Consider the following 26,815-nt stretch of genomic DNA (forward strand, 5'->3'; position numbering starts at 1 on the left):
GCAGTCAATGGCTTGGGAGGCGGGCAACTATATAGACCCACGAAATAAGATACAACCCCTTTTCTGGAAACCTTGAGGCAGCTAGTGGTAGCATAACACGAACTTATTCTGCCAACGACGATGAAAACTTATGTCCTTACAGAACGCAACCCCCGATTACAACGCGCTTGCGGCGGTGCTCTCACAGCAGGGCGTTGGAATGACGCCCGCTGAAATGCACGGCCTGCTGAGCGGGATCCTCTGCGGCGGTAACCAGGACACCAGCTGGAAGACGCTGGTTCACGATCTGGCTAACGAAGGCATGGCGTTTTCACACACTCTTGCCGTGCCGCTGGCGGCGCTGCACGAGCACACGGCGATCACACTGGAAGATGACGGCTTCCTGTTTCAGCTAATGCTGCCTGAGGATGACGACATCACCGTCTTTGACCGTGCAGATGCGCTGGCCGGATGGGTTAACCATTTTCTGCTCGGCCTGGGCGTAACACAGCCTAAACTGGATAAAGTCACTGGCGAAACCGGCGAAGCAATCGATGATCTGCGCACCATCGCACAGCTCGGTTATGAAGAAGATGAAGACCAGGAAGAGCTGGAGCAGTCGCTGGAAGAGGTGATCGAGTATGTGCGCGTCGCGGCACTGCTGTGCCACGATACGTTCACCCGTCCACAGCCCACCGCGCCAGAAGTGCAAAAACCGACGCTACACTAATTTCAGGTCAACGAGTTTAACCGGTCAGTTTACAGGGAGTGCAGAGATGATTTCACTGGAACGATACCTGCAGCGTCGTCAGGCGCTGCTGGCGAAGATGGTGCCAGGCAGCGCAGCGCTGATTTTTGCTGCGCCTGAAGTGACGCGCAGTAATGACACGGAATATCCGTTCCGCCAGAGCAGCGACTTCAGCTATTTCACCAGCTTTAATGAGCCGCAGGCGCTGCTGGTGCTGATCAAAAGCGATGAAAATCACAACCACAGCGTGCTGTTTAACCGCGTGCGTGACCCTGCAGCGGAAGTCTGGTCTGGCCGTCGGCTGGGCCAGGAGGCGGCTCCCGATAAACTGGGCGTGGATCGCGCGTTACCCTGGAACGATATCGGTGAACAGCTGCATCTGCTGCTGAATGGCCTGGATGTGATTTACCATGCGCAGGGCGAATATGCCCATTCGGACACCCTGGTGTTCAGCGCGCTGGATAAACTGCGTCGCGGTTTTCGCCAGAATCTCAGCGCGCCTGCCACTGTCACTGACTGGCGTCCGTGGGTGCATGAGATGCGCCTGTTTAAAGATGCGGACGAAATTGAGCTGTTACGTCGCGCCGGTAAAATCAGTGCACTAGCGCATACCCGCGCGATGCTAACCTGCCAGCCAGGCATGTTTGAGTATCAGCTCGAAGGGGAAATTCTTCACGAGTTTACCCGCCACGGCGCGCGTTACCCCTCCTATAACACCATTGTCGGTGCTGGTGAGAACGGCTGTATTCTGCACTACACCGAAAACGAAAGTGAGATGCGTGACGGCGATCTGGTGCTGATCGATGCAGGCTGTGAGTTCCACGGCTATGCAGGTGATATCACTCGTACCTTCCCGGTTAACGGCAGATTCAGCCCGGCGCAGCGCGCCATTTATGACATCGTGCTGGCTTCGCTGAAGCGATCGCTTGAGATGTTCCGGCCTGGCGTCAGCATCCGTGAAGTGAATGATGAAGTGGTGCGCATCATGATCACCGGTCTGGTGGAGCTGGGCATTCTGGAGGGCGACGTCGATACCCTGATCGCCGAGGAAGTGCATCGCCAGTTCTATATGCATGGCCTGGGCCACTGGCTGGGACTGGATGTTCACGATGTCGGCCACTACGGTACGCCGAGCCGCGACCGGATTCTGGAACCGGGCATGGTGTTAACCGTCGAACCGGGTCTTTATATCGGACCGGATGCGGATGTGCCTGCGCAGTATCGCGGCATCGGTATCCGGATCGAAGATGACATTGTGATTACGGAAGATGGCATTGAGAATCTCACCGACAGCGTCGTGAAAGAGGCCGATGAGATTGAAGCACTGATGGCGGCGGCAAAACAGGCATGACGATTCTGATTGCCGGTGGCGGCATGACCGGGGCGACGCTGGCGCTGGCGATCTCCCATCTGACCCAGGGCACTCTGCCGGTAACGCTGATTGAAAGCAGCGAGCCTGGCAGCCGGGCACATCCCGGTTTCGACGGCCGCGCTATTGCGCTCTCTGCCGGAACCTGCCAGCAGCTGGCGGACATCAACCTGTGGCAGCAGATCGCCCGTTGTGCCACGCCGATTACCGATATCCATGTCTCCGATCGCGGTCACGCCGGCTTTGTGTCGATGGCGGCGTCAGATTACGCTATTCCGGCGCTGGGACAGGTGGTCGAGCTGTTTGACGTCGGTCAGCGGCTGTTTGCTGAACTGAAAAAAGCGCCGGGCGTGACGCTGCGCTGTCCGGCGCGCGTCACCCAGGCCCACCGTAGTGAACAGCAGGTTGAGGTGACGCTGGACAGTGGTGAGCAACTCAGCGGCAAACTGCTGGTGGCGGCGGATGGCACGCGCTCTGCGCTGGCCGCCTCGTGCGGTATTCAGTGGCAACGGGATGACTATCAGCAGCTCGCCGTGATTGCCAATGTCTCCACCGCGCTGCCCCATCAGGGCCGTGCGTTTGAGCGCTTCACAGAACATGGCCCGCTGGCGCTGCTGCCGATGTCCGGCAACCGTCTCTCGCTGGTCTGGTGTCATCCGCTTTCGCAGCGTGAACGTATTGAGCAGTGGAGCGAGGCCGAATTCCTGAGCCAGCTTCAGCGTGCCTTTGGCTGGCGGCTGGGCAAATTCACCCACACCGGCCAGCGCGAGTATTACCCGCTGGCGCTGCACCGGGCGATGTCGCCAGTGACGCATCGCGTAGCGGTGGTGGGCAATGCGGCGCAGACGCTGCATCCGATTGCCGGACAGGGCTTCAACCTGGGCCTGCGCGATGTGATGTCGCTGGCTGAAACGCTGGCAGCCGCCCATCGTCAACAGCAGGATCCCGGCAGTTATGCGGTGCTGCATCATTACCAGCAGCGTCGTCAGCCCGATCGCGCCGCCACTATCGGCATTACCGACGGACTGGTTCGCGTTTTTGCGAATCGCTATGGTCCGATGGTGGCCGGTCGTAACCTGGGCCTGCTGGCGATGGATCATCTGCCGTGGCTACGAAATCAACTGGCTGAGCGTACGCTTGGCTGGGTTAAGCGTTAATAAAGAGGCTCAGATGCAAACTTTTGATGTGGTGATTGCCGGTGGCGGTATGGTGGGACTGGCGGTGGCCTGCGGCTTGCAGGGCAGCGGACTGCGCATCGCCGTGCTGGAAAAATCGCCGGAGCCACCGCTGGCGCTGAGTGCGTCTCCGTCCATCCGCGTGTCGGCGATCAACGCCGCCAGCGAACGGCTGCTGCAGAAGCTGGATGTCTGGTCGACTATTCTCTCGCTGCGCTGCCGCGCGTATCACGGCATGGAAGTGTGGGATAAGGACAGCTTCGGCTCCATCGCCTTTGATGATGAGCAGCAGGGCTTGTCGCATCTGGGTCATATCATCGAAAACCCGGTGATCCACAATGCACTCTGGCAGCGTGCCAGCGCCTGCAGCGACGTGACGATAATGGCGCCCTCGCAGTTACAGCAGGTGGCGTTTGGTGACAACGAAGCCTTTGTGACCCTGCAGGATGGCAGCATGTTAAGCGCGCGATTAATGATTGCCGCTGACGGGGCGAACTCCTGGCTGCGCAACAAAGCCGACATTCCGCTGACCTTCTGGGATTACGATCACCATGCGTTAGTCGCTAACGTCCGCACTGAGAAGCCACACGACGCGGTGGCGCGGCAGGTGTTCCACGGCGACGGTATTCTGGCTTTCCTGCCAATGCAGGATCCGCATATGAGCTCTATCGTCTGGTCGCTCTCGCCACAGGAAGCGAGCCGTCTGGAAACCATGCCGGAAGCGCTGTTCAATCAGCAGCTCTCGGTGGCGTTTGATATGCGGCTCGGCCTGTGCCAGCTCGAAAGCGAGCGTAAATCGTTCCCGCTGGTGGCGCGCTATGCCCGCAACTTTGCGGCACACCGTCTGGCGCTGGTGGGCGATGCGGCTCACACCATTCATCCGCTGGCGGGTCAGGGCGTTAACCTTGGCTTTATGGATGCCGCCGAGTTGATTGGTGAGATTCGCCGTCTGCATCAGCAGGGTAAAGATATTGGTCAGCACCTCTATCTGCGTCGCTACGAGCGCAGTCGTAAACACAGCGCCGCGATGATGCTGGCAGGAATGCAGGGCTTCCGTGAAATGTTTGCCGGTAATCATCCGGCGAAAAAACTGCTGCGCGATGTCGGTCTGAAGCTGGCAGATCGCCTGCCTGGGGTAAAACCCATGATGCTTAAGCAGGCGATGGGCCTGAATGATTTGCCCGCCTGGCTACGCTAATTCCACGCCTCCTGATAAGCCAGCATCTGCTGGCTTTTTTTATGCCTGAACCCTTCTGCACCACCAAAAGGCAACGCTGCACCAGCAGGGATCTTCGTTTGATTTATTCTAATTTTGCGAGTTAATTCGCATTACTTTTTCTCATTCATCGCCTCGCGGGCTGCGGGATTTTTTTAACATCCTGAACGCCATCCCGCATAAATTTGCTGCGTATATTTAAAAGCCCTGCATTTATTGCGCGATTAATCACAAAATTGTAGTTTTTTATCCTGTTAGCAGCGGTTCCTGGTTAGGCTGTGCCTCTGCTTTCGACCCCGGTTTTCTTATGGTTAATCGTCAGATTCGGTGGTAACGTCAGCCGTAAGAGAACGTTTGCGTCGGCACTGAATTCCGGCGCAGTTTTGCACTCACTCGCTTCTGCACAGGATGGTTATGACTCAGCAAACACCTCTGTTTGAACAGCATCAGGCCTGCGGTGCCCGCATGGTGGATTTTCATGGCTGGATGATGCCGCTGCACTATGGCTCCCAGATGGATGAACATCATGTGGTGCGAACCGACGCCGGGATGTTTGATGTTTCTCACATGACCATCGTCGACCTGACAGGTCCGCGTACCCGCGAATTTCTGCGCTACCTGCTGGCGAATGATGTGGCAAAACTGACGCAGCCAGGCAAAGCGCTCTACACCGGCATGCTGAATGCTTCGGGTGGCGTCATTGACGATTTGATTGTTTACTTTATGAGCGAAGAGTTCTTCCGGCTGGTGGTGAACTCCGCGACCCGTGAAAACGACCTCGCCTGGATCACGCAACATGCGCAGGGCTATGGCATTACGCTGACGGAACGCGATGACCTGGCGCTGATTGCTGTGCAGGGCCCGCAGGCGCAGCAGAAAGCGCAGACGCTGTTCAGCGAGGAGCAGCGTCAGGCTGTTGCTGGCATGAAACCGTTTTTTGGTGTGCAGTCAGGTGAGCTGTTTATTGCGACTACCGGCTACACCGGCGAAGCGGGCTATGAAATTGCGATGCCTGCAAGTGAGGCGGCCGATTTCTGGCAGCGTCTGCTGGCCGCTGGCGTAAAACCGGCTGGCCTTGGCGCACGCGATACGCTGCGTCTGGAAGCGGGTATGAATCTTTATGGTCAGGAGATGGACGAAGGCGTTTCACCGCTGGCTGCCAACATGGGCTGGACGGTGTGCTGGGAACCCGCTGACCGCGATTTCATCGGCCGGGAAGCGCTGGAACTGCAGCGTGAACGCGGCACCGAAAAACTGGTGGGGCTGATCCTCACAGAAAAAGGGGTGCTGCGTAACGGCCAGCCGGTGCGTTTCACCGATGACCAGGGGCAGCCGCAGGAGGGGATCATCACCAGTGGTTCTTTCTCACCGACACTGGGTTGCAGTATCGCCCTGGCGCGCGTACCGGCCTCCGTCGGCAGCACCGCCATCGTTGAGATTCGTAACCGCCAGATGCCTGTCCAGGTTACCCGCCCCGTTTTTGTCCGCGCCGGTAAACCGGTCGCCCAGTAAATTTTATTCAGGAGAAATGGCCAATGAGCAATGTGCCGAATACGTTGAAGTACCGCGACAGCCACGAATGGGTGCGCAAAGAAGCCGATGGCAGCTACACGGTGGGTATCACTGAACATGCGCAGGAGTTACTGGGCGACATGGTATTTGTCGATCTGCCGGAAGTGGGCGCGACGTTTGCTGCCGGAGAAGAGTGCGCGGTTGCAGAATCCGTTAAAGCGGCTTCAGATATCTATGCACCCATCAGCGGTGAGATTGTGGCGGTTAACGAAGCACTAACTGACTCACCGGAGCAGGTCAACAGCGAGCCTTATGACGGTGGCTGGTTATTCAAAATCAAAGCCAGCGACGCGTCTGAAATCGACTCGCTGCTGGACGCGGATGCTTATAAAGCTTCCATCGACGAGTAGTCGTCAGGCGGCCTCATGCAGAGGCCGCTGATTTCTGTTTGCTCTCCGGTTCCCCCAGCCCGATTCAGGATTTACTGCTAATGACTCAGACTCTCAGCCAGCTTGAACACAACGGTGCATTCATTGAGCGCCATATCGGTCCTTCACCTGAGCAGCAGGCGCAGATGCTTGACGCGATTGGTGCCCGTTCGCTGGACGCGTTAATCAGCACCATTGTGCCGGCAGATATTCAGTTGCCGGGTCCGCCCGCCGTTGGCGAAGCCGCCACTGAACAGCAGGCGCTGGCCGAACTGAAAGCCATTGCCAGCCAGAATCTGCGTTACAAATCCTGGATCGGAATGGGATACAGCGCGGTCATCACCCCGCCGGTTATCCTGCGTAACATGCTGGAGAATCCGGGCTGGTACACCGCCTATACGCCGTATCAGCCTGAAGTTTCACAGGGCCGTCTGGAAGCGCTGCTGAACTTCCAGCAGCTGACGCTGGATCTCACCGGGATGGATATCGCGTCCGCCTCGCTGCTGGATGAAGCCACTGCCGCTGCCGAAGCGATGGCGATGGCAAAACGCGTCAGTAAGTTCAAAAACGCCAATAAATTCTTCATTGCCAATGATATTCATCCGCAGACGCTGGATGTGGTCCGTACCCGTGCGGAGACGTTCGGCTTCGAATTGATCATTGATAGCGCCGACAAGGCATCCGATCACGACGATCTGTTTGGTGTACTGCTGCAACAGGTAGGCACCACCGGTGAAGCGCACGATTACAGCGCGCTGATTGCCGGGCTGAAAGCACGCAAAGTCGTGGTCAGCATGGCGGCGGACTTTATGTCGCTGGTGTTACTGGAAGCGCCAGGCAAGCAGGGCGCAGACATCGTCTTTGGTTCCGCTCAGCGCTTCGGCGTGCCGATGGGTTACGGCGGCCCTCACGCGGCCTTCTTCGCCAGCCGCGACGAGCATAAACGCTCTATGCCTGGCCGCATCATCGGTGTGTCACGTGATGCCGCGGGCAACACGGCGCTGCGTATGGCGATGCAGACCCGTGAACAACATATCCGCCGTGAAAAGGCCAACTCCAACATCTGTACTTCTCAGGTGCTGCTGGCCAACATGGCCGGTCTCTACGCGGTGTTCCACGGTCCGGCTGGTCTGAAACGCATTGCCTCACGCATCCATCGCTTCACGAATATTCTGGCAGCCGGACTGCAGCAGGGCGGCCTGAAGCTGCGCCATCAGCATTGGTTCGATACGCTGACGGTAGAAGTGGCGGATAAAGCCGCCGTGCTGAACCGCGCCCTGAGCTTTGGCGTTAACCTCCGCAGCGACATCCATAACGCTGTTGGTATCACGCTGGATGAAACCACCTGTCGCGAAGATATTCTGGCGCTGTTCGCCATTCTGCTGGGTGATGAGCACGGCCAGGATCTGGAAAAACTCGACAGTGAAGTCGCCAGCGAAAGCCACGCGATTCCTGCTGGCCTGCAACGCCACAGCGAAATCCTGACCCATCCGGTGTTCAACCGTCATCACAGCGAAACTGAGATGATGCGTTACATGCACAGCCTGGAGAAAAAGGATCTGGCGCTGAATCAGGCGATGATCCCGCTGGGCTCCTGCACCATGAAGCTGAATGCCGCCGCCGAGATGATCCCGATCACCTGGCCGGAATTTGCGGAACTGCATCCGTTCTGTCCGGCTGAACAGGCTACCGGCTATCTGCAGATGATCGGCCAGCTGTCGCAGTGGCTGGTGCAGCTCACCGGCTATGATGCACTCTGTATGCAGCCAAACTCCGGCGCGCAGGGTGAATATGCCGGGCTGCTGGCGATCCGCCGCTATCACGAAAGCCGCGGCGAGGGCGATCGTCATCTCTGCCTGATCCCGAGCTCGGCGCACGGCACGAACCCGGCCTCAGCCCAGATGGCGGGCATGGACGTCGTGGTGGTGGCCTGTGATAAACAGGGCAACATCGACCTCGGCGACCTGCGTGAAAAGGCAGCTCAGGCGGGCGACAAGCTCTCCTGCATCATGGTGACTTATCCTTCTACTCACGGCGTCTATGAAGAGACCATCCGTGAAGTGTGCCAGATCGTGCATCAGTACGGCGGTCAGGTTTATCTGGATGGCGCGAACATGAATGCACAGGTCGGCATCACCACGCCAGGCTACATCGGCGCAGATGTCTCGCACCTCAATTTGCACAAAACCTTCTGCATTCCGCACGGCGGTGGCGGTCCGGGTATGGGACCGATTGGCGTGAAAGCGCACCTGGCGCCGTTTGTTCCGGGACACAGCGTGGTACAGATCGACGGTGTACTGACGCAGCAGGGCGCGGTCTCCGCAGCGCCGTTTGGCAGCGCCTCTATTCTGCCGATCAGCTGGATGTATATTCGCATGATGGGTGCTGAAGGGCTGAAACAGGCCAGCTCGGTCGCGATTCTGAATGCCAACTATATCGCCAGCCGCCTGCAGTCGGCCTATCCGGTGCTCTACACGGGCCGTGACGGCCGCGTGGCGCACGAATGTATTCTCGATATCCGTCCGCTGAAAGAGCAGACCGGTATCAGTGAGCTGGATATCGCTAAGCGCCTGATCGATTACGGATTCCACGCGCCGACCATGTCCTTCCCGGTGGCGGGTACGCTGATGGTGGAGCCGACCGAGTCAGAGAGCAAAATCGAACTGGATCGCTTTATCGACGCGATGCTGGCGATCCGCATGGAGATTGACCGGGTAGCGGGTGGCGAATGGCCGCTGGACGACAACCCACTGGTTAATGCGCCGCACACCCAGCTGGAAATCGTCAGTGAGTGGTCACATCCTTACAGCCGTGAACTGGCGGTCTTCCCGGCGGGCAGCTATAACAAATACTGGCCGACGGTAAAACGTCTGGATGATGTATTTGGCGACCGTAATCTGTTCTGCTCCTGCGTGCCGATGAGCGACTATCAGTAAGCTTGCCGCAGGTAAGCATTAACCATCAGGGGCCGATTCGTCGGCCCTTTTTTACTGGAGAATCAGTATGAAAATGGCACTGGTTACGGGTGGCAGCCGCGGTATCGGACGGGCCACGTCGCTGTTACTGGCAGCCCGGGGATATCGGGTTGCGGTGAACTATCGTCAGCGCGAGGCCGAAGCGCAACAGCTGGTGGCACAGATCCAGCTGCAGGGCGGTGAAGCCTTTGCGGTTCAGGCGGATATCAGTGATGAAGCCCAGGTGATGGCGATGTTTGCGCAGCTCGACCAGCAGTCTGTGCCGCTGGCGTTGCTGGTGAACAACGCCGGGATTCTGTTTCAGCAGTGCCGCACCGAGCAACTGGATGCGGCTCGCCTGCACAAGGTTTTTGCCACCAACGTCATCGGATCTTTTCTCTGCTGTCGTGAGGCGGTTAAGCGGATGGGCACGCATCACGGCGGTCAGGGCGGCGCGATTGTAAACGTCTCGTCGGCCGCGTCGCGTACCGGTTCGCCTGGCGAATATGTTGATTATGCCGCGTCAAAAGGGGCGATGGATACGCTGACCAAAGGCTTGTCGCTGGAAGTGGCGCAGCAGGGGATTCGGGTTAATGGCGTGCGTCCGGGATTCATCTACACAGAGATGCATGCCGATGGCGGAGAGCCGGGAAGGGTTGACAGGCTGGCCAGCATAATCCCGATGGGACGTGGCGGTGAGGCAGAAGAGGTGGCGGAAGCGATCGTCTGGCTGGCCAGCGACGCGGCCTCTTACATCACCGGCAGCATCATTGACGCTGCCGGTGGGCGTTAACGAGTCGCCGCTTATGCAGCGTGAATAATCAGAGGTTTTCGCCGTTGCTGGCGATAACCTGCTGATACCAGCCAAAGCTCTTCTTCTTCGAACGAGAAAAATCGCCGCTGCCATCATCGTTTTTATTCACATGAATAAAGCCGTAGCGCTTGTCGTACTGGCCGGTGGTAAACGAAACGCAATCCAGACAGCCCCACGGCGTATAGCCCATTAAATCCACACCATCATACGCCACGGCTTTCTTCATCTCTTCGATGTGCGCACGCAGATAGTCGATGCGGTAATCATCTTCAATCAGTCCGTCAGCATTGGGCTTATCGATCGCCCCAAAGCCGTTTTCCACAATGAACAGCGGCTTCTGATAACGCTCGTACATCTCGTTCATGGCATAGCGCAGGCCAACCGGATCGATCTGCCAGCCCCAGTCGGAGGCTTTCACATGCGGGTTTTTCACCACGCCTTCAAAGCCGGTGATCGGGTCGTCAACGCCGCTGGCATCGGTCTTCACGGCGTTGCTCATGTAGTAGCTAAAACCGACATAGTCTGCGCAGCCCTGACGCAACGTCTCGGCATCGTCCGCTTCCATCTGAATATCGTAGCCTTTGCGCGCCCACTCTTTCAGGGTGTAGGCCGGGTAGTAGCCGCGCATCTGCACGTCACTGAACACATAGCGCTGATGCATCGATTCCTGCGCCAGCACCACATCGTCCGGGTGGCAGGAGAATGGATAGATCGGCACCATGGCGATCATGCAGCCAATCTGTAAGTCAGGATTGATGTCGTGGCCGAGTTTCACCACTTTGGCGCTGGCAACAAACTGGTGGTGCATGACCTGATACATCGCCTGTTCAGGTTTCTCATGCTCAGTAAAGATCACGCCTGAGCAGCAGTAACCAAACAGCGGATACTGCCAGTTACGCTGGTTGTTGATCTCGTTAAAGGTCATCCAGTATTTCACTTTGTTTTTATAGCGATTCAGCACCACTTCGCTGAAGCGCACAAAGAAGTCGACCACTTTGCGGTTGTGCCAGCCGCCATACTCTTTGACCAGGTGATAAGGCATTTCGAAGTGCGAAAGGGTGATGACCGGTTCAATGCCATATTTCAGCAGTTCATCAAACAGATCGTCATAGAATTGCAGGCCCGCTTCGTTCGGCTGCTGCTCATCCCCGTTGGGAAAGATGCGGGTCCAGGCAATGGAGGTGCGGAAGCATTTGAAGCCCATCTCGGCAAACAGCGCGACATCCTGTTTATAGTGGGAGTAAAACTCCACGCCTTTGTGGTTCGGGTAGAAGTGGCCAGGCTGCACGCCGTCGGTGATGACACGGTCAACGCCGTGTGAACCGCCGGTCATCACGTCAGCGATGCTGACGCCTTTGCCGCCCTGATCCCAGCCGCCTTCAACCTGATGCGCTGCGACCGCTCCGCCCCAAAGAAAGCCTTTTGGTAACTGCAATTCTGCACTCATGCTTCACCCCATTACGGATATTGAAATTGAGGTGAGTGTAGCAAGGCAATATTGAAAGTCACGATATAACAGCACGCGAATAATTGCGTTTGTTACATGCAAAAAACAGGCTGTTTTATTTTCCCAGCTGGCGACCAATCGCTTCAATAATATAGGTCACCGGCACCTGAGTCGTAATGTCAGTATTGTCCGCCATGCGGATAATCGGCACATGGTAGCAGAGGTTGAAATCACCAATTTTCGCCAGCGAGCAGCTTTCCGTATTGGTTATCGCAATGATTTTGCACTTATTCAGGCTGAACTGGCTGGCAATGCGCAGGATCTCTTCAGTTTCGCCGGAGACCGATAAAATAATGGCGACGGCATTTTCATAGAGATCGGGACTGACCGGATAATAGGGGTCATCAATCGCATGGCTGAATTTTCCGAGGTTTGAGAAAAAACGCGCGCCATATTTTGCCAGGCTGCCGGATGTGCCGACGCCAATAAAGAAAACCTGCTCTGCCTGATTAATTTTTTGTGCAGCCTGCGTGATGAGCTGTTCAAACTCCGGGTTATTAATACTTTTAAAAAAGCTCAGCATCTCGCTGACACCCGCCGTATTGAGCAGCGGCGCGCTCTGTTGTTCGCTTAAGCGCAGGCGGATGCGGAATTCTGACCAGCCTTCGCAATCCATCTTGCGGCAAAAACGCAGCACGGTGGTGGTGGAGACACCAGCCTGCTCAGCCAGCTCGCGGATCGTCATGTAGCTGACGCCTTCGCGGTGCTTAATGATGAACTGATAGACCTGCATTTCCAGATCGTTAAGACGAGCGAGATCGCGATGCGAAAACATGGATGACTCATTGAACAGTTGACCGGCGGTCAGTTTACCAGATTCATCACCCGGTTTAACGGAGAGTGAATTTCAGCAAATAATTTTAGCGTACACGTGTACACTGAAAAAATTATTGGCTACGCTGGGTAACAGTTATTACTGCTATGGAGCTGTTCAGGAACCTGATATGACCACCACACTCTCTCAAAAACACCGGCCCGCTGCGGGCTATTCAGTTGCTGAAGAAATTGCCAACAGTATCAGTCACGGCCTCGGCTGCCTGTTTGGTATCGTCGGGCTGATACTGATGCTCAATCAGGCCACTGAGAGGCAGGCTGACACCATTACTTTTATCAGTTACAGCCTCTATGGCGGCAGCATGATCCTGCTGTTTCTGGCCTCAACGCTCTATCACGCTATCCCGGATGGACCGGCCAGGCCCTGGCTGAAAAAGCTGGATCACTGCGCCATCTATCTGCTGATTGCGGGCACCTATACGCCGTTTCTGCTGGTCGGGCTGAGGACGCCGCTGGCCTATGGATTAATGGCGGTGATCTGGGGGCTGGCGCTGGCGGGTATCGTGTTCAAGCTCACGATTGCGCATCGCTTTAAAGCGCTGTCGCTGGTGACCTATCTCTGTATGGGGTGGCTGTCGCTGGTCGTGGTTTATCAGCTGGCGATGATCCTGCCGCCGCGCTGCATCTGGCTGCTGGCCGCAGGAGGAATTATCTATTCGCTGGGGGTGATTTTCTATGTGGCGCGCCGCATTCCCTTCAATCACGCCATCTGGCATTTGTTCGTACTGGGCGGCAGTCTCTGCCACTTCTGCGCCATCTATTTTTATGTGCGCTGAGTAGATTGCGGCATGGCCCTTCCGTTAATGAGAGGGCCATGCGGTGATATCACTCTTCAGCCAGCGAGTAGGGCAGCGGCTGAATGGTCAGATGCCCACCTTCGTCACCTTCAACCCGCAGCACGCTATCCGGCTCCAGATCGTTATTCAGCACCACCTGAATCCAGCTGATGCCATCATCTAACTGCACCGCAGCCAGCACGCTGCCGGTACGACGCCAGCGTTCACCCATCTGCAACTCCAGCGGGGCATTGGCTTCGGGCAGATGACTGGCCTGACCCGCCAGCCAGTAAAGTGCGCGTTTATTGGCACCGCGATATTTCGCCCGGGCGACCATCTCCTGACCGGCATAGCAGCCCTTTTTAAAGCTGATGGCATCCAGCGCCTGCAGGTTAGTGGCCTGCGGAATAAACTGCACGCTGGTGGCCGGATCGATCACCGGAATTCCCGCTTCAATATCCAGCGCCAGCCACTGCTGACTGTCATTGAACTGCGCATCATCATTAAGCTTCTGCTTCAGGGTTTCTGCCATAGCCTGCGAGGTAACAATCAGAAAACGCTCGGCCGGATGGGCAAACCACAGCAGCGTAGTTTCTCCCTGCTGCACAACCGGTTTCTCGCTGTCGGGCAGGCTTTCAAACAGATTCGCCAGCGCGGCGCGCGCCTGAAAACCGGCTACGCCCAGCAACACGGACTCGTCGTCAGCCGCCATCGTCACTTTCGAAAATACCGCGTATTTCTTTAACTCGGTCAGCTGGGTGTCGCGCAGTTCACGGCGAATCAGATAGGCATAGCCTTCACCGCGATGGAACAGGCGCATATTGCTCCACATTTTGCCTTTGGCATCGCAGTGTGCGGCGGGCGAATGGTGGTCTGCATCCAGTGCCGCGACATCCAGCGTTAACTGACCCTGCAGGTAAGAGGTGCTGTCGGCACCGGTAATGGAAACCAGCGCCCATTTATCCAGTGACATCAGGGTTAACGGCAGACGAGACGACGCGGCAGGCTGACGCGGCGGTAAAGTAAAAGTGGGCATGGAGATATCCTGTATTAGAAGGTTCATCCGGAACATTGTCTTCAATGTTAAAAGAGCCGACTGGCAATGCAACCTGTTTACGGAAAACGGCGCACAAAAGGCGTGATAACCCTGCAAAAGTGCGATCTGAAATGTGGCAGGTTGCACAGCCTGCGATGCTGCGCCTGCGAGCCGCATTAAACCAGGTTACACTAGCGGCCACGTTGTGAATTGTGGAAATTGATGCATGGATATTAATGATAAATCACGTATTCAGTGGGCCTGCCGTCGCGGCATGCTGGAGCTGGATGTGGCGATTATGCCGTTCTTCAAATTTGAGTATGACACGCTGAACGACACCGATAAGCAGGTCTTTGTTGATCTGCTGAAGAGTGACGATCCCGATCTGTTCAACTGGCTGATGAATCACGGTGAGCCACAGGATCCGGAGCTTAAGCGGATGGTGAATCTAATCCAGCAGCGTAACCATGATCGCGGCCCGGTGGCAATGTAAACTGCGCCCCTCTCGCCTGGCGTGCGCCATACTGTGCGCCTGGCTGGTGGCTGCAGTAACGGGCGTAGTAATGATGACGCTGCCGGTGGGCGGCTGGCTGATTAAAGCGCCGATTATTCTGCTGTTGCTGGCTGAAAGCTGGCGCAGCTATCGGCGATTGCGTCAGAGGCACGGCGGGTTACAGCGGGAAGGGGGTCATTGCTGGATCTGGCAGGGAAAACGCTGGCGACCGACCCAGCCGCTGCGCTGGTTACCGATTGGCGTGCTGCTGGTGGCCCGGAGTGAAAAGGGTGCCACGCTGCGCTGGTGGCTGATGCGGGACAATATGCAGCCTGGCGAATGGCGTGCGTTACGCGCCTGCTGTTTCAGCAAGGCGCGGCATTAACGTCAGTGGGGCAGGCAAGGCCGGTCAGAGCAGCGCAGCGGTTTCGGTCAGCACCTGTTCGCACCACTGCTCAACGCGCTCGTCGGTAATCTCGAACTGATTTACATCATCCAGCGCCAGACCCACAAACTGCGAACCATCGGCACTCAGCGGTTTAGGACTGGTAAACTCATAGCCCTCAAGCGGCCAGTAGCCGACAAAACGCACGCCCATCGGCTGCAGCAAATCGTGCAGCATGCCGAGCGCATCTAAAAACCACTCGCCATAGCCAATCTGATCGCCCATGCCATACAGCGCGACAAGCTTGTTTTGCAGATTCAGCGCGGGCAACTGCGTCCAGATCGCCTCCCAGTCCTCCTGCAACTCACCGAAATCCCAGGTCGGGATGCCCATGATCAGCAAGTCGTACTGCTCCATCAGGCGTGGGTCGTCATCTTTGACGTTATGCAGCGTCACTAACTCTTCGCCAATAAAATCGCGAATTTTCTCCGCTACGATTTCGGTGTAACAGGTACTGGAACCGTAAAAAAGACCGATTTTCATGCAGATAACACTCTGTAAATACTGACTTTGGCGCAATTGTACCAGAAGCGCTGCTGAATCAGGCATAATGAGCATGATTTTACACCAGACGGCGGAGACAACGTGCAGGACAGCGATCTGACAGAACAGTTTCTTGATGCGCTCTGGATTGAACGCAATCTGGCGCAGAACACTCTCTCCTCTTATCGTCAGGATCTTCAGACGCTGACCGGCTGGCTGGCGCATCACCAGCTGACGCTGCTCAGCGTGACGCCGCTGGATCTGCAGCAGTTCCTGGCTGAACGGCTGGAGGGCGGCTACAAGGCGACCAGCTCAGCGCGGCTGCTCAGCGCGATGCGTCGCCTGTTCCAGTATCTTTATCGCGAAAAGCTGCGCACGGACGATCCCAGCGCGCTGCTGTCTGCGCCAAAACTGCCGCAGCGTTTGCCGAAAGATCTCAGTGAAGCGCAGGTCGAGCGGCTGTTGCAGGCACCGAATATCGATATCCCGCTGGAGCTGCGCGACAAGGCGATGCTGGAGCTGCTTTATGCCACCGGCCTGCGCGTCTCCGAACTGATTGGGCTGACCCTCAGCGACATCAGCCTGCGCCAGGGCGTTGTCCGGGTTATCGGTAAAGGGGATAAAGAGCGGCTTGTGCCTTTAGGTGAAGAAGCGGTTTACTGGCTGGAGCAATATATGGAACATGGTCGTCCGTGGCTGCTCAACGGGCAGACGCTGGACGTGATGTTTCCCAGCAACCGGGCGCAGCAGATGACGCGCCAGACTTTCTGGCATCGCATTAAGCACTACGCCACGCTGGCGGGCATCGACAGCGAAAAGTTATCGCCGCATGTCATGCGCCATGCCTTTGCGACCCATCTGCTGAACCACGGCGCGGATCTGCGTGTCGTACAGATGCTGCTGGGACACAGCGATCTCTCCACCACCCAAATTTATACGCACGTCGCCACTGAGCGCCTGCGTCAGTTGCATCAACAACACCATCCGCGAGCGTGATTCGCGGCCATAAGGATAAAAATGAACAAGCATTTTGCCATGCTGGCCCTGTTAGCCAGCGCATTTTCCGGTCTCGCACAGGCCGATGACAGCGCCATTCAGCAATCACTTAAAAAGCTTGGTCTGAACCAGACGGAGATCAGCCCGTCACCGCTGCCGGGCGTTAAAACCGTGCTGTCGGAAAGCGGCGTGCTCTATGTGACCGATGACGGTAAACATATGATCCAGGGTCCGCTCTATGACGTCAGCGGCAAACAGCCGGTCAACGTTACCAACCAGCTGCTGGACAAAAAAGTCGAGGCGCTGGTGCCGGAGATGATCGTCTATAAAGCGCCGAAAGAGCAGCACGTGATCACGGTCTTCACCGACATCACCTGTGGCTACTGTCACAAGCTGCATGAGCAGATGGCCGACTACAATGCGCTGGGCATCACCGTGCGCTACCTGGCGTTCCCGCGTGAAGGGCTGAATGGTCAGATCGAACCGGCGATGAAGGCGATCTGGTGCAGCGCTGACCGCAATAAAGCGTTTGATGAGGCGATGAAAGGCAATGCGCCGAAGATGGCCGCACCCGACAGCTGCAAAATCGATATTTCTCAGCACTACAAACTCGGCGTGCTGTTCGGCATTCAGGGCACCCCTGCGATGCTGACTGACACCGGCATGATGATCCCCGGTTATCAGTCGCCGCAGGAACTGAAGCAGGTGCTGGACAATCAGAAGCGTGGTGGTTAATCGGTGGTAAAACAGGAAGTGGAACTGCGTCGCCGTGAGGTGACGGTTGACGATGCGTTACCGGCCTCGCTGCCGCCGTTGCTGAAACGGCTCTATCTGCAACGCGGCGTGCGTGACGCCGCAGAGCTGGAGCGCGGTGCGAAAAATCTGCTGCCGTATCAGTCCTTAAGCGGGATTGAGAGTGCAGTGGAACTGCTGCATCAGGCGCTGCTGGATGGGCGTCGTATTATGGTGGTGGGCGACTTTGATGCCGATGGCGCGACCAGTACCGCTCTGACGGTGATGGCGCTGCGCAGCATGGGCGGCGGCAACGTGCAGTATCTGGTGCCTAACCGCTTTGAAGATGGTTATGGCCTCAGCCCGGAAGTGGTTGAGCAGGCGCGGGCGCGCGGTGCCGCGATGATTCTGACCGTCGATAACGGCATCTCCTCCCACGCTGGCGTTGATTTTGCCCACCAGCACGGGATTCCGGTGCTGATTACCGACCACCATCTGCCGGGCGAGACCTTACCGGCCGCTGAGGCGATCGTGAATCCCAATCTGCCGGACTGCAACTTCCCCTCACGCGCGCTGGCGGGTGTTGGCGTGGCGTTTTATCTGATGCTGGCGCTGCGCGCCCATCTGCGCACCCAGGGATGGTTTGGCACCACCCGCACGGAACCGAATCTGGCGGAGATGCTGGATCTGGTGGCGCTTGGCACGGTTGCTGATGTGGTGCCGCTCGACGTCAATAACCGCATTCTGGTGTGGCAGGGACTTAGCCGTATCCGGGCCGGAAAATGCCGGCCCGGCATCCGGGCGCTGCTGGAAATTGCTAATCGCGATGCCCGTCAGCTGGCGGCCAGCGATCTCGGTTTTGCGCTGGGGCCACGGCTCAACGCCGCAGGCCGCCTCGACGATATGTCGGTGGGTGTGGCGATGTTAATGACTGACGATCTTAGCCAGGCGCGGATGTTAGCCAGCGAACTGGATGCGCTGAACCAGACGCGCAAAGAGATAGAGCAGGGCATGCAGAGCGAAGCGCTGGCGCTGTGTCAGGCGCTGGAGCGTGAGCAGAGCGATCTGCCGCTGGGACTGGCCTTTTATCATCCCGAATGGCATCAGGGCGTGGTGGGCATTCTCGCCTCTCGCCTGAAAGAGCGCTTCCATCGTCCGGTGATTGCCTTCGCCCCGGCGGGCGACGGCACGCTGAAAGGCTCGGGCCGTTCGATTGCCGGTCTGCATCTTCGCGATGCGCTGGAGCGTCTGGATACGCTGAATCCGGGTCTGATGATGAAGTTTGGCGGTCACGCTATGGCGGCCGGTTTATCGCTGGAGACCGCGCGCTACGAGGAGTTTCGTCAGCGCTTTGCCGACCTGGTCGGTGAGTGGCTGGATGGCGAATCGCTGCAGGGCATCATCTGGTCAGATGGCGCGTTACAGCCGCAGGAGTTTTCCCTGCAGACCGCTGAGATGCTGCGTGAAGCCGGTCCCTGGGGCCAGGCGTTCCCGGAACCCGCGTTTGACGGCAAATTTAAGCTGCTGCAACAGCGGCTGGTGGGCGAGCGGCATCTGAAAGTGATGGTGGAGCCGCTGGACGGTGGGCCGCTGATCGACGGTATTGCCTTTAATGTCGATACCACGCTGTGGCCCGACAGCAGCATTCGTCAGGTCGAACTGGCCTACAAGCTGGATATCAATGAGTATCGCGGTAACCGCTCAGTGCAGCTGATCATTGATCATATCTGGCCGCTGAACTGAGTGAAACAGGGCGCGCGCGTCTCCGGCCACGGCAGAGGCGCGTCCGCCTGATTATCCCCGGCGTTAACCTGCCGCGCGCGAGGATGCCACGTAAATGCGACCCCTCACGCAACCCCGGCAACAGCTCCCTGTCTCAGCGCTACAATCTGCCGCCAGTTTCGGGTAAACTTGTGCGTTAAATTTCCTGTCCCATCGAACATAAGAAAGACGCTAAAGCCATGTTTGAAATCAACCCGGTCAAAAACCGTATTCAGGACCTCAGTGAGCGCAGCGACGTTCTTCGGGGGTATCTTTGACTACGATGCCAAGAAAGAACGCCTCGAAGAAGTAAACGCCGAGCTGGAACAGCCCGATGTCTGGAACGAACCTGAGCGTGCTCAGGCGCTGGGCAAAGAGCGCTCCTCACTGGAAGCCATCGTGCAGACGCTGGATCAGATGTCGCAGGGCCTGGAAGATGTGCAGGGTCTGCTTGAACTGGCAGTTGAAGCGGAAGACGAAGAGACTTTCAACGAAGCGGTTGCCGAGCTGGATGTCCTTGAGGGCAAGCTGGGCGAACTGGAATTCCGCCGCATGTTCTCTGGCGAGTATGACAGTGCTGACTGCTATATCGATCTGCAGGCGGGTTCCGGCGGCACCGAAGCACAGGACTGGGCCAGCATGCTGATGCGTATGTATCTGCGTTGGGCCGAAGCGAAAGGCTTCAAAACCGAAATTATCGAAGAGTCTGAAGGTGAAGTTGCGGGCATCAAGTCTGTAACCATTCGCGTATCAGGCGACTATGCCTTTGGCTGGTTGCGCACCGAAACCGGCGTGCATCGCCTGGTGCGTAAGAGCCCGTTTGACTCCGGCGGCCGTCGTCACACCTCATTCAGCTCTGCCTTTATCTACCCGGAAGTGGATGACGATATTGATATCGACATCAACCCAGCCGATCTGCGCATTGACGTTTATCGTGCGTCGGGTGCGGGCGGTCAGCACGTTAACCGGACAGAATCTGCGGTGCGTATTACCCATATTCCAACCGGTACCGTCACCCAGTGTCAGAATGACCGTTCTCAGCACAAGAACAAAGATCAGGCGATGAAGCAGATGAAAGCGAAGCTGTACGAGCTTGAGATGCAAAAGAAAAATGCTGAGAAACAGGCGCTGGAGGACAACAAGTCCGACATTGGCTGGGGCAGTCAGATCCGTTCTTACGTTCTCGATGATGCACGCATCAAAGATCTGCGCACCGGCGTAGAGACGCGTAACACCCAGGCGGTGCTGGACGGCGATCTGGATCGATTCATTGAAGCTAGTTTAAAAGCAGGGTTATAGACATGTCTGAACAACAACCGCAGAGCGCTGATGCCGCCGTTGAGTTAAATAACGAACTGAAAACGCGCCGCGAAAAGCTGAGCGCGCTGCGTGCCAACGGTCTGGCATTTCCCAACGATTTCCGTCGTGATAGCCTTTCAAACCAGCTGCTGGAAAGCTATGGCGAGAAGAGCAACGAAGAGCTGGAAGAGTTAGGTATCGAAGTCAGCGTTGCCGGACGCATGATGACCCGTCGTATCATGGGTAAAGCCTCTTTCGTCACCCTGCAGGATGTGGGCGGCCGGATTCAGCTTTACGTCTCACGTGACGATCTGGCTGAAGGCATCTACAACGAGCAGTTCAAGAAATGGGACCTCGGCGATATCCTGGGTGCGCGTGGCAAACTGTTCAGAACCAAGACCGGCGAACTGTCGATTCACTGTTCAGAACTGCGTCTGCTGACCAAAGCACTGCGTCCGCTGCCGGATAAATTCCACGGCCTGGCCGATCAGGAAACCCGTTACCGTCAGCGTTACCTTGATCTGATCGCCAACGAAGAGTCACGCAACACCTTCAAAATTCGTTCGCAGATTATGGCCGGCATTCGCCAGTTCATGGTAGGCCGCGACTTTATGGAAGTGGAAACTCCGATGATGCAGGTGATCCCGGGCGGCGCCTCTGCGCGTCCGTTCATCACCCATCACAATGCGCTGGATATCGACATGTATCTGCGTATTGCGCCAGAGCTTTATCTGAAGCGTCTGGTGGTGGGCGGCTTCGACCGCGTGTTCGAGATCAACCGTAACTTCCGTAACGAAGGTATTTCGCCACGTCATAACCCAGAGTTCACCATGATGGAACTCTATATGGCCTATGCGGATTACAAAGATCTGATCGAGCTGACCGAAAGCCTGTTCCGTACGCTGGCGCAGGATGTGCTGGGCAGCACGGTCGTGCCTTACGGCGAGCAGGAGTTTGATTTCGGCAAGCCGTTTGAAAAACTGACCATGCGTGAAGCGATCAAGAAATACCGTCCGGAAACGGATCTGGCCGATCTGGAAGACTTTGATAAAGCGGTGGCGATTGCACAATCCCTGCATATCAAAGTGGAGAAGAGCTGGGGTCTGGGCCGCGTCGTGACCGAGATCTTCGAGGAGACGGCAGAAGCGCATCTGATTCAGCCAACCTTCATCACCGAATATCCGGCTGAAGTCTCTCCGCTGGCCCGTCGTAACGACGAGAACCCGGAAATCACCGATCGCTTTGAGTTCTTCATTGGTGGTCGTGAAATCGGAAACGGCTTCTCCGAGCTGAACGATGCAGAAGATCAGGCTGAGCGTTTCCTGCAGCAGGTGAATGCCAAAGATGCCGGTGACGACGAAGCGATGTTCTATGACGAAGACTACGTCACCGCGCTGGAACATGGTCTGCCGCCAACCGCCGGTCTGGGTATCGGTATTGACCGTATGGTGATGCTGTTTACCAACAGCCACACTATCCGCGATGTGATTCTGTTCCCGGCACTGCGTCCAGGCAGCAAGTAAATCTGACTGTTCTCAGAAAAGGCCGGGTATCCCGGCCTTTTTTATGTCTGCTGACAGAGTATGGCCCGGTTCGCTATGAGATCGAGCCTGCTCAGGGAACACGGTCAGATCGGAAAGACGCAAAAGCCGTCATCCCTGACCGCTCGGCCCACGCCATCCCTGGCGCGGGACGCTTTCCTTTTCTGACCGTGTTCCCTGGGCGCTTACTTTATCAGTTGCTGTCAGATGCACTCTGATTCGGCGTTGTCAGCACGCAAAAGGGCCGGAATTTCCGGCCTTTTTTACATCTGTTCGTTAGCCGATATCAGGATTTAATCGCCTGATCCAGCCAGGTCTGAAACCGCGAATAGGGCACATAGAGCGCAACGTTCTTATAGAGTGTCTTACCGCTGACATTGTCATTGATGTTATTGCTGTAGCCAATAATCACACCCGCCAGCGTATCATCAGAGGCGTTATAGACCGCGCCGCCTGACATCCCTTTCACCACACCTGCATTCGCCGCTACCACGACGCAGTCCGGCTTATTCCAGCTGTTCGCCAGCGTGGTATTAATCAAATTCTGTCCGCTGGAGCTGACCGGCATGGCCGAAATAAAACTGTAGCCGTAGAGATTTACCTGGTCGCCGATATGACTGTTGCGGAAGCTGGGTGGCAGATTCATTTCGCTGTTTTTGTGATAGACCACCGCCAGATCGCATTCCGGATGCCAGGCTTTGACCCGGTAAAGGGAGAACTTCGCCACGTGTGCGGCGGTCAGGCTGTACTCTGGCGTCAGCGGGATGGTGGTCCCAAGCGTGCCCAAACCCAGTATGGTAGGAATGCCGGTCACGGTCATATCAACCCGCTTTTCAGCCTCTTTACTGTACTCATAATGACCCACCGAGCAGCCGGTTAAGCCAAAAACCATTAAGGCTATGAGTCGTTGCATTCTCTCTCCCTGCGTCAGAAGTTGATTACATCACCTGGCAATTCATTAGGGATATATCGGCAACGTTAAAGATTTATTAATTAAATACGCATTAAAAAGCGTAACCGGTTAACGGGAAATGACAACCTGACCCCGGGTAGCCAGGGCCTTGCGGGTATGGCTCGCAGGCAGAAAGAGAAAGATTTATCCAGGCAAAGCGGCAGGATTGTTGCGGCAGAGGCAATAATCCTTTGCTGCACACAGGCTATGTGGCGCATCAGCGCTGTGCTGTAATACTCAACGTGACGCAGATCAAATTTTAATGAGCGTCGAGGGGCTGCGCGTCTGTGCGGTTCACCTGCAAATGAAACCGGGAGAGTGTTATGCCTGTAGCATTAATGGCGCTGGCGTTGAGTGCGTTCGCCATCGGAACCACGGAGTTTGTCATTATGGGGTTGCTGCCGGAGGTGGCGCGTGACCTTCAGGTGTCGATTCCATCGGCGGGCTGGCTGATCAGCGGCTATGCGCTGGGAGTGGCGATTGGTGCGCCGATTATGGCGCTGCTCACCGCCAGGCTACCGCGCAAAAAAACGCTGATTCTTCTGATGGTGATCTTTATCGTCGGTAATCTGCTGTGTGCGCTGGCTTACAACTATAACCTGCTGATGCTGGCCCGAATCGTTACCGCGCTCTGTCACGGTGCCTTCTTTGGTATTGGTGCAGTGGTTGCCGCCAGTCTGGTGCCTGCTGGTCGTCAGGCTTCCGCTGTCGCACTGATGTTTACCGGACTCACTTTAGCCAACGTGCTGGGCGTCCCGCTGGGAACCAGCTTCGGACAGATGTTTGGCTGGCGGGCGACCTTCTGGGGCGTGGCAGTCATCGGCGTGCTGGCGTTTATCGCCCTGATCGTCAGTCTGCCCAACAATAAAGAGGAAAAACCGGTTCATCTGGCGAGTGAAATTGGCGCACTGGCCAACGGGAAACTGTGGCTGTCACTGCTGATGACGGTATGTTTCGCGGCGGCGATGTTTGCGCTGTTCAGCTATATTGCGCCGCTGCTGCTAGAGGTGACGGGCATCAGCGATCGCGGCGTCAGCTGGACGCTGTTCCTGATTGGCGCGGGCCTGACGGTCGGTAACATCCTTGGCGGAAAACTGGCCGACTGGAAAGTCTCCTTCAGCCTGATCCTCAGCTTCTCACTGATTGCCATCTTCTCGCTGCTCTTCAGCTGGACCAGCCATGCGCTGTGGCTGGCGGAGATCACCCTGTTCCTGTGGGCGATGGCGACCTTTGCGACGGTACCGGGTCTGCAGATCAATGTGGTGCGTCACGGCAAAGAGGCACCGAACCTGGTCTCAACCCTGAACATTTCGGCGTTTAATGTGGGCAATGCGCTGGGTGCCTGGGTGGGTGGCGCGGTGATTGGCCGCGGTTTTGGCCTGACGGCGGTGCCGGTTGCTGCGGCTGCGCTGGCCGCCATCGGTCTGCTGGTCTGTCTGATCACCTTCCGTAAATCGGGCGGCGCGACCGCCAGGGTCCGCGCTTAAGCCAGGCGGGCGGCGATGCGTGCCGGAAAGTCAGCCACCTGCTGTTGCAGATGGTTGACAAAGGCATCGACCAGCGCTGACGCGGGTCGGTGCTGCGGCCTGACCAGGCTGACGGTAAACGGTACCGCCACGCTGAACCTCCGCATTACCACACCGCTGTCGGCGTAATCCAGCGCCGTCAGCGGATTCACAATCGAAATTCCCACCCCCGCCCTGACCATCGCGCACACTGAAGCGGCGCTGTGCGTCTCCATCACCAGTCGCCGTTCAACTCCCTGTTCCTGAAACAGCGCATCCAGCAGCTGACGATAGCTGTCACTGCGCGACAGGCTCACATACTTTTCGCCCGCAAAATCGTGCGGCGTCAGCTCTTCACGCTGACTCAGGCGATGATTCTGTGGCAACACGCACACTTCATCGCAGGTCAGCAGGGCGAGGCGGTCAGTGCCGGCCGGGGCGTGCTGGGTTTCGGTTAAGCCGATATCGTAGCGCTGCGCTGACAGCCACTCCTCCAGCAGCGGCGACTCCTGCGGTATCACATTCAGGCTCACATCCGGGTAGCGCTGTAAAAAGGGCTGACACAGCGGCGGCAGCAGCGACTGCGAAAAAACCGGCAGGCATGCTATAGACAGCTCGCCCTGACGGAACTGGCGCAGGCCTTCCGCCGCTTCCATGATGCGGTCCAGGCCATACCAGGAGCGCTGCACCTCTTCGAACAGACGCAATCCCTGCACTGTCGGCTGCAGGCGACCGCGTACCCGTCCGAACAGCGCTAATCCCAGTTGCTGCTCCAGACGCGCCAGCTCCCGGCTGACGGTAGGCTGTGACGTGTGCAGCAGCGTGGCGGCCTGCGTCAGATTGCCGCTGGTCATCACCGCATGAAAAATCTCAATATGCCGCCAGTTAATGTTCGCCATGCCGTTTACCTATATCCATTCTGCATAGATGCTATTAAAACAGATATTTTTCGCTATGACACGATTCTGGCTTAATGCGGTTATCGCCACAGGAGAATTGCTATGCCACGTTCATTACAGAGTACCGAAACCGCACTTAATGCCGCTAACCTGCTGCCGCTGGCACAACGTTATGCTGGCCCATTCTGGGCCTACGACGCGCAGATTATTCAGGCGCGTATTGCTCAGCTGCAGGCTTTTGATGTGGTGCGCTTTGCGCAGAAAGCCTGCTCGAATACGCATATCCTGCGCCTGATGCGCGCGGCAGGCGTGAAGGTGGACTCGGTCTCGCTGGGTGAAATCGAACGTGCGCTGGCCGCCGGTTATCAGCCTGGCGGTGACGAGATCGTCTTTACCGCGGATCTGTTCGATCAGCCCACGCTGGAGCGGGTAACGGCGTTAAAGGTGCCGGTGAATGCGGGTTCGATCGATATGCTGCATCAGCTCGGCGCAGTGTCACCGGGACACGCGGTGTGGCTGCGGGTCAACCCTGGCTTTGGTCACGGCCACAGTCAGAAAACCAATACCGGCGGCGAAAACAGCAAGCACGGTATCTGGCACGGTGACTTAGTCGAGGCGCTGGCGGCCATTGAGCTGCACGGCCTGAAACTGGTGGGCATTCACATGCATATTGGTTCCGGCGTCGATTATGCGCATCTGCAGCAGGTCTGTGATGCGATGGTCGAACTGGTGATGGCGTCGGGTCAGGATCTGACGGCGATCTCTGCGGGCGGTGGCCTTTCGATTCCTTATCGCTACGGCGAAGAGGCGATTGATACTGAGCACTACTTCGGCCTGTGGGACGCAGCGCGTCAGCGCATTGCTCAGCATCTGGGTCATGCGGTCAAACTGGAGATCGAACCCGGCCGTTTCCTGGTGGCCGAGGCGGGCGTGCTGGTGTCGCAGGTCCGGGCGGTGAAGTCGATGGGAAGCCGTCACTTCGTGCTGGTCGATGCCGGTTTCAGTGACCTGATGCGCCCCTCAATGTATGGCAGCTATCACCATATCTCGCTGATGGCGGGCGATGGGCGGGCGATTGATGAACAGCAGACATTCGACACGGTGGTCGCCGGGCCGCTGTGCGAATCGGGTGATGTCTTCACCCAGCTCGAGGGCGGCATGGTCGAACCGCGCGCGATTCCGGCGGCGAAAGTGGGCGATTATCTGGTGTTCCACGACACCGGCGCTTATGGCGCCTCCATGTCTTCTAACTACAACAGCCGTCCACTGATCCCGGAAGTGCTGTTTGAGCAGGGCCAGCCGCGCGAAATCCGTCGCGCGCAGACGATTGAGTCGTTACTGGCGCTGGAAAACGATTAACC

At 57.1% G+C, this 26,815-nt stretch carries 24 protein-coding genes; 18 read left to right on the forward strand and 6 right to left on the reverse strand.

Going from position 1 to position 26,815, the window contains the following annotated elements:
* Positions 1 to 130: 130 nt before the first annotated feature.
* The 8 genes from ACN1CO_RS18425 to ACN1CO_RS18460 all read left to right on the forward strand — a co-directional run bounded on the left by ACN1CO_RS18425 (position 131) and on the right by ACN1CO_RS18460 (position 10,174).
* On the forward strand, positions 131 to 709 hold the full coding sequence (locus ACN1CO_RS18425) for a YecA family protein (RefSeq protein WP_419140191.1): 579 nt from the start codon (positions 131 to 133) through the stop codon (positions 707 to 709).
* Between the two features lie 46 nt (positions 710 to 755).
* Positions 756 to 2,078 (forward strand): Xaa-Pro aminopeptidase, encoded by a 1,323-nt coding sequence (pepP, locus tag ACN1CO_RS18430; protein WP_419140192.1) that lies wholly within the window; start codon positions 756 to 758, stop codon positions 2,076 to 2,078.
* A complete protein-coding gene (gene ubiH / locus ACN1CO_RS18435) occupies positions 2,075 to 3,253 on the forward strand; it encodes a 2-octaprenyl-6-methoxyphenyl hydroxylase (protein WP_419140193.1) in 1,179 nt (392 codons plus the stop codon). Before pepP ends, ubiH begins: the two co-directional genes overlap by 4 nt.
* Positions 3,254 to 3,266: 13 nt before the next feature.
* On the forward strand, positions 3,267 to 4,469 hold the full coding sequence (gene ubiI / locus ACN1CO_RS18440) for an FAD-dependent 2-octaprenylphenol hydroxylase (protein ID WP_419140194.1): 1,203 nt from the start codon (positions 3,267 to 3,269) through the stop codon (positions 4,467 to 4,469).
* A gap of 432 nt (positions 4,470 to 4,901) precedes the next feature.
* Positions 4,902 to 5,999 (forward strand): glycine cleavage system aminomethyltransferase GcvT, encoded by a 1,098-nt coding sequence (gcvT, locus tag ACN1CO_RS18445; RefSeq protein WP_419140195.1) that lies wholly within the window; start codon positions 4,902 to 4,904, stop codon positions 5,997 to 5,999.
* Positions 6,000 to 6,022: 23 nt separating this feature from the next.
* The gene (gene gcvH / locus ACN1CO_RS18450) at positions 6,023 to 6,409 is read left to right on the forward strand and encodes a glycine cleavage system protein GcvH (protein ID WP_419140196.1); all 387 of its coding nucleotides are present in this window, start codon (positions 6,023 to 6,025) and stop codon (positions 6,407 to 6,409) included.
* Between the two features lie 80 nt (positions 6,410 to 6,489).
* On the forward strand, positions 6,490 to 9,363 hold the full coding sequence (gcvP, locus tag ACN1CO_RS18455; protein WP_419140197.1) for an aminomethyl-transferring glycine dehydrogenase: 2,874 nt from the start codon (positions 6,490 to 6,492) through the stop codon (positions 9,361 to 9,363).
* Positions 9,364 to 9,430: 67 nt separating this feature from the next.
* Positions 9,431 to 10,174, forward strand: coding sequence for an SDR family oxidoreductase (locus tag ACN1CO_RS18460; protein ID WP_419140198.1), 744 nt, complete (start codon positions 9,431 to 9,433; stop codon positions 10,172 to 10,174).
* Between the two features lie 28 nt (positions 10,175 to 10,202).
* Here ACN1CO_RS18460 and ACN1CO_RS18465 read toward each other — a convergent pair whose 3' ends face one another.
* The gene (locus ACN1CO_RS18465; RefSeq protein ID WP_419140199.1) at positions 10,203 to 11,642 is read right to left on the reverse strand and encodes a 6-phospho-beta-glucosidase; all 1,440 of its coding nucleotides are present in this window, start codon (positions 11,640 to 11,642) and stop codon (positions 10,203 to 10,205) included.
* Between the two features lie 115 nt (positions 11,643 to 11,757).
* Positions 11,758 to 12,477, reverse strand: coding sequence for a MurR/RpiR family transcriptional regulator (locus ACN1CO_RS18470; protein WP_419140200.1), 720 nt, complete (start codon positions 12,475 to 12,477; stop codon positions 11,758 to 11,760).
* Positions 12,478 to 12,646: 169 nt separating this feature from the next.
* Between ACN1CO_RS18470 and trhA the strand changes: the two genes are divergently transcribed.
* A complete protein-coding gene (trhA, locus tag ACN1CO_RS18475; protein ID WP_419140201.1) occupies positions 12,647 to 13,312 on the forward strand; it encodes a PAQR family membrane homeostasis protein TrhA in 666 nt (221 codons plus the stop codon).
* Between the two features lie 49 nt (positions 13,313 to 13,361).
* Here the strand turns inward: trhA and ygfZ are convergent, their stop codons facing one another.
* On the reverse strand, positions 13,362 to 14,348 hold the full coding sequence (ygfZ, locus tag ACN1CO_RS18480; protein WP_419140202.1) for a tRNA-modifying protein YgfZ: 987 nt from the start codon (positions 14,346 to 14,348) through the stop codon (positions 13,362 to 13,364).
* Between the two features lie 226 nt (positions 14,349 to 14,574).
* On the opposite strand from ygfZ, the gene sdhE reads away from it, so the two are divergent.
* On the forward strand, positions 14,575 to 14,841 hold the full coding sequence (sdhE, locus tag ACN1CO_RS18485; protein WP_419140203.1) for an FAD assembly factor SdhE: 267 nt from the start codon (positions 14,575 to 14,577) through the stop codon (positions 14,839 to 14,841).
* Positions 14,816 to 15,226 (forward strand): protein YgfX, encoded by a 411-nt coding sequence (locus ACN1CO_RS18490; protein WP_419140204.1) that lies wholly within the window; start codon positions 14,816 to 14,818, stop codon positions 15,224 to 15,226. The genes sdhE and ACN1CO_RS18490 overlap by 26 nt, the downstream gene beginning before the upstream one ends.
* Positions 15,227 to 15,250: 24 nt before the next feature.
* Here ACN1CO_RS18490 and fldB read toward each other — a convergent pair whose 3' ends face one another.
* Positions 15,251 to 15,769: a flavodoxin FldB gene (gene fldB / locus ACN1CO_RS18495; protein WP_419140205.1), complete on the reverse strand. Its 519-nt coding sequence runs from the start codon at positions 15,767 to 15,769 to the stop codon at positions 15,251 to 15,253.
* Positions 15,770 to 15,871: 102 nt separating this feature from the next.
* Between fldB and xerD the strand changes: the two genes are divergently transcribed.
* The 5 genes from xerD (at position 15,872) to lysS (ending at position 22,080) form a co-directional block, all read left to right on the forward strand.
* On the forward strand, positions 15,872 to 16,765 hold the full coding sequence (xerD, locus tag ACN1CO_RS18500; RefSeq protein WP_419140206.1) for a site-specific tyrosine recombinase XerD: 894 nt from the start codon (positions 15,872 to 15,874) through the stop codon (positions 16,763 to 16,765).
* A gap of 21 nt (positions 16,766 to 16,786) precedes the next feature.
* Positions 16,787 to 17,500: a bifunctional protein-disulfide isomerase/oxidoreductase DsbC gene (gene dsbC, locus ACN1CO_RS18505; protein ID WP_419140207.1), complete on the forward strand. Its 714-nt coding sequence runs from the start codon at positions 16,787 to 16,789 to the stop codon at positions 17,498 to 17,500.
* A gap of 3 nt (positions 17,501 to 17,503) precedes the next feature.
* Positions 17,504 to 19,240, forward strand: a complete 1,737-nt coding sequence (gene recJ, locus ACN1CO_RS18510) for a single-stranded-DNA-specific exonuclease RecJ (protein ID WP_419140208.1) — start codon at positions 17,504 to 17,506, stop codon at positions 19,238 to 19,240.
* Between the two features lie 218 nt (positions 19,241 to 19,458).
* Positions 19,459 to 20,557, forward strand: a protein-coding gene (prfB, locus tag ACN1CO_RS18515; RefSeq protein ID WP_100228839.1) for a peptide chain release factor 2 whose coding sequence is annotated in 2 segments (ribosomal slippage) — positions 19,459 to 19,533 and positions 19,535 to 20,557 — 1,098 coding nt in all. Because the reading frame shifts where the segments join, the coding sequence is not laid out codon by codon here.
* Positions 20,558 to 20,559: 2 nt separating this feature from the next.
* On the forward strand, positions 20,560 to 22,080 hold the full coding sequence (gene lysS, locus ACN1CO_RS18520) for a lysine--tRNA ligase (RefSeq protein ID WP_033733665.1): 1,521 nt from the start codon (positions 20,560 to 20,562) through the stop codon (positions 22,078 to 22,080).
* A gap of 304 nt (positions 22,081 to 22,384) precedes the next feature.
* On the opposite strand, the gene ACN1CO_RS18525 is transcribed toward lysS, so the two are convergent.
* Positions 22,385 to 23,011, reverse strand: a complete 627-nt coding sequence (locus ACN1CO_RS18525) for a serine protease (RefSeq protein WP_419140209.1) — start codon at positions 23,009 to 23,011, stop codon at positions 22,385 to 22,387.
* A gap of 362 nt (positions 23,012 to 23,373) precedes the next feature.
* Here ACN1CO_RS18525 and ACN1CO_RS18530 point away from each other — a divergent pair, with 362 nt between their 5' ends.
* Positions 23,374 to 24,537 (forward strand): MFS transporter, encoded by a 1,164-nt coding sequence (locus tag ACN1CO_RS18530; protein WP_419140210.1) that lies wholly within the window; start codon positions 23,374 to 23,376, stop codon positions 24,535 to 24,537.
* Here ACN1CO_RS18530 and ACN1CO_RS18535 read toward each other — a convergent pair.
* Positions 24,534 to 25,454, reverse strand: a complete 921-nt coding sequence (locus ACN1CO_RS18535; protein ID WP_419140211.1) for a LysR family transcriptional regulator — start codon at positions 25,452 to 25,454, stop codon at positions 24,534 to 24,536. The two genes, ACN1CO_RS18530 and ACN1CO_RS18535, sit on opposite strands and share 4 nt — an antisense overlap.
* 102 nt (positions 25,455 to 25,556) lie before the next feature.
* On the opposite strand from ACN1CO_RS18535, the gene lysA reads away from it, so the two are divergent.
* The gene (lysA, locus tag ACN1CO_RS18540) at positions 25,557 to 26,813 is read left to right on the forward strand and encodes a diaminopimelate decarboxylase (RefSeq protein ID WP_419140212.1); all 1,257 of its coding nucleotides are present in this window, start codon (positions 25,557 to 25,559) and stop codon (positions 26,811 to 26,813) included.
* Positions 26,814 to 26,815 lie beyond the last annotated feature (2 nt).

Origin of the sequence: Pantoea sp. R13S299, assembly GCF_048515925.1 — a bacterium.
Taxonomy (GTDB): domain Bacteria; phylum Pseudomonadota; class Gammaproteobacteria; order Enterobacterales; family Enterobacteriaceae; genus Pantoea.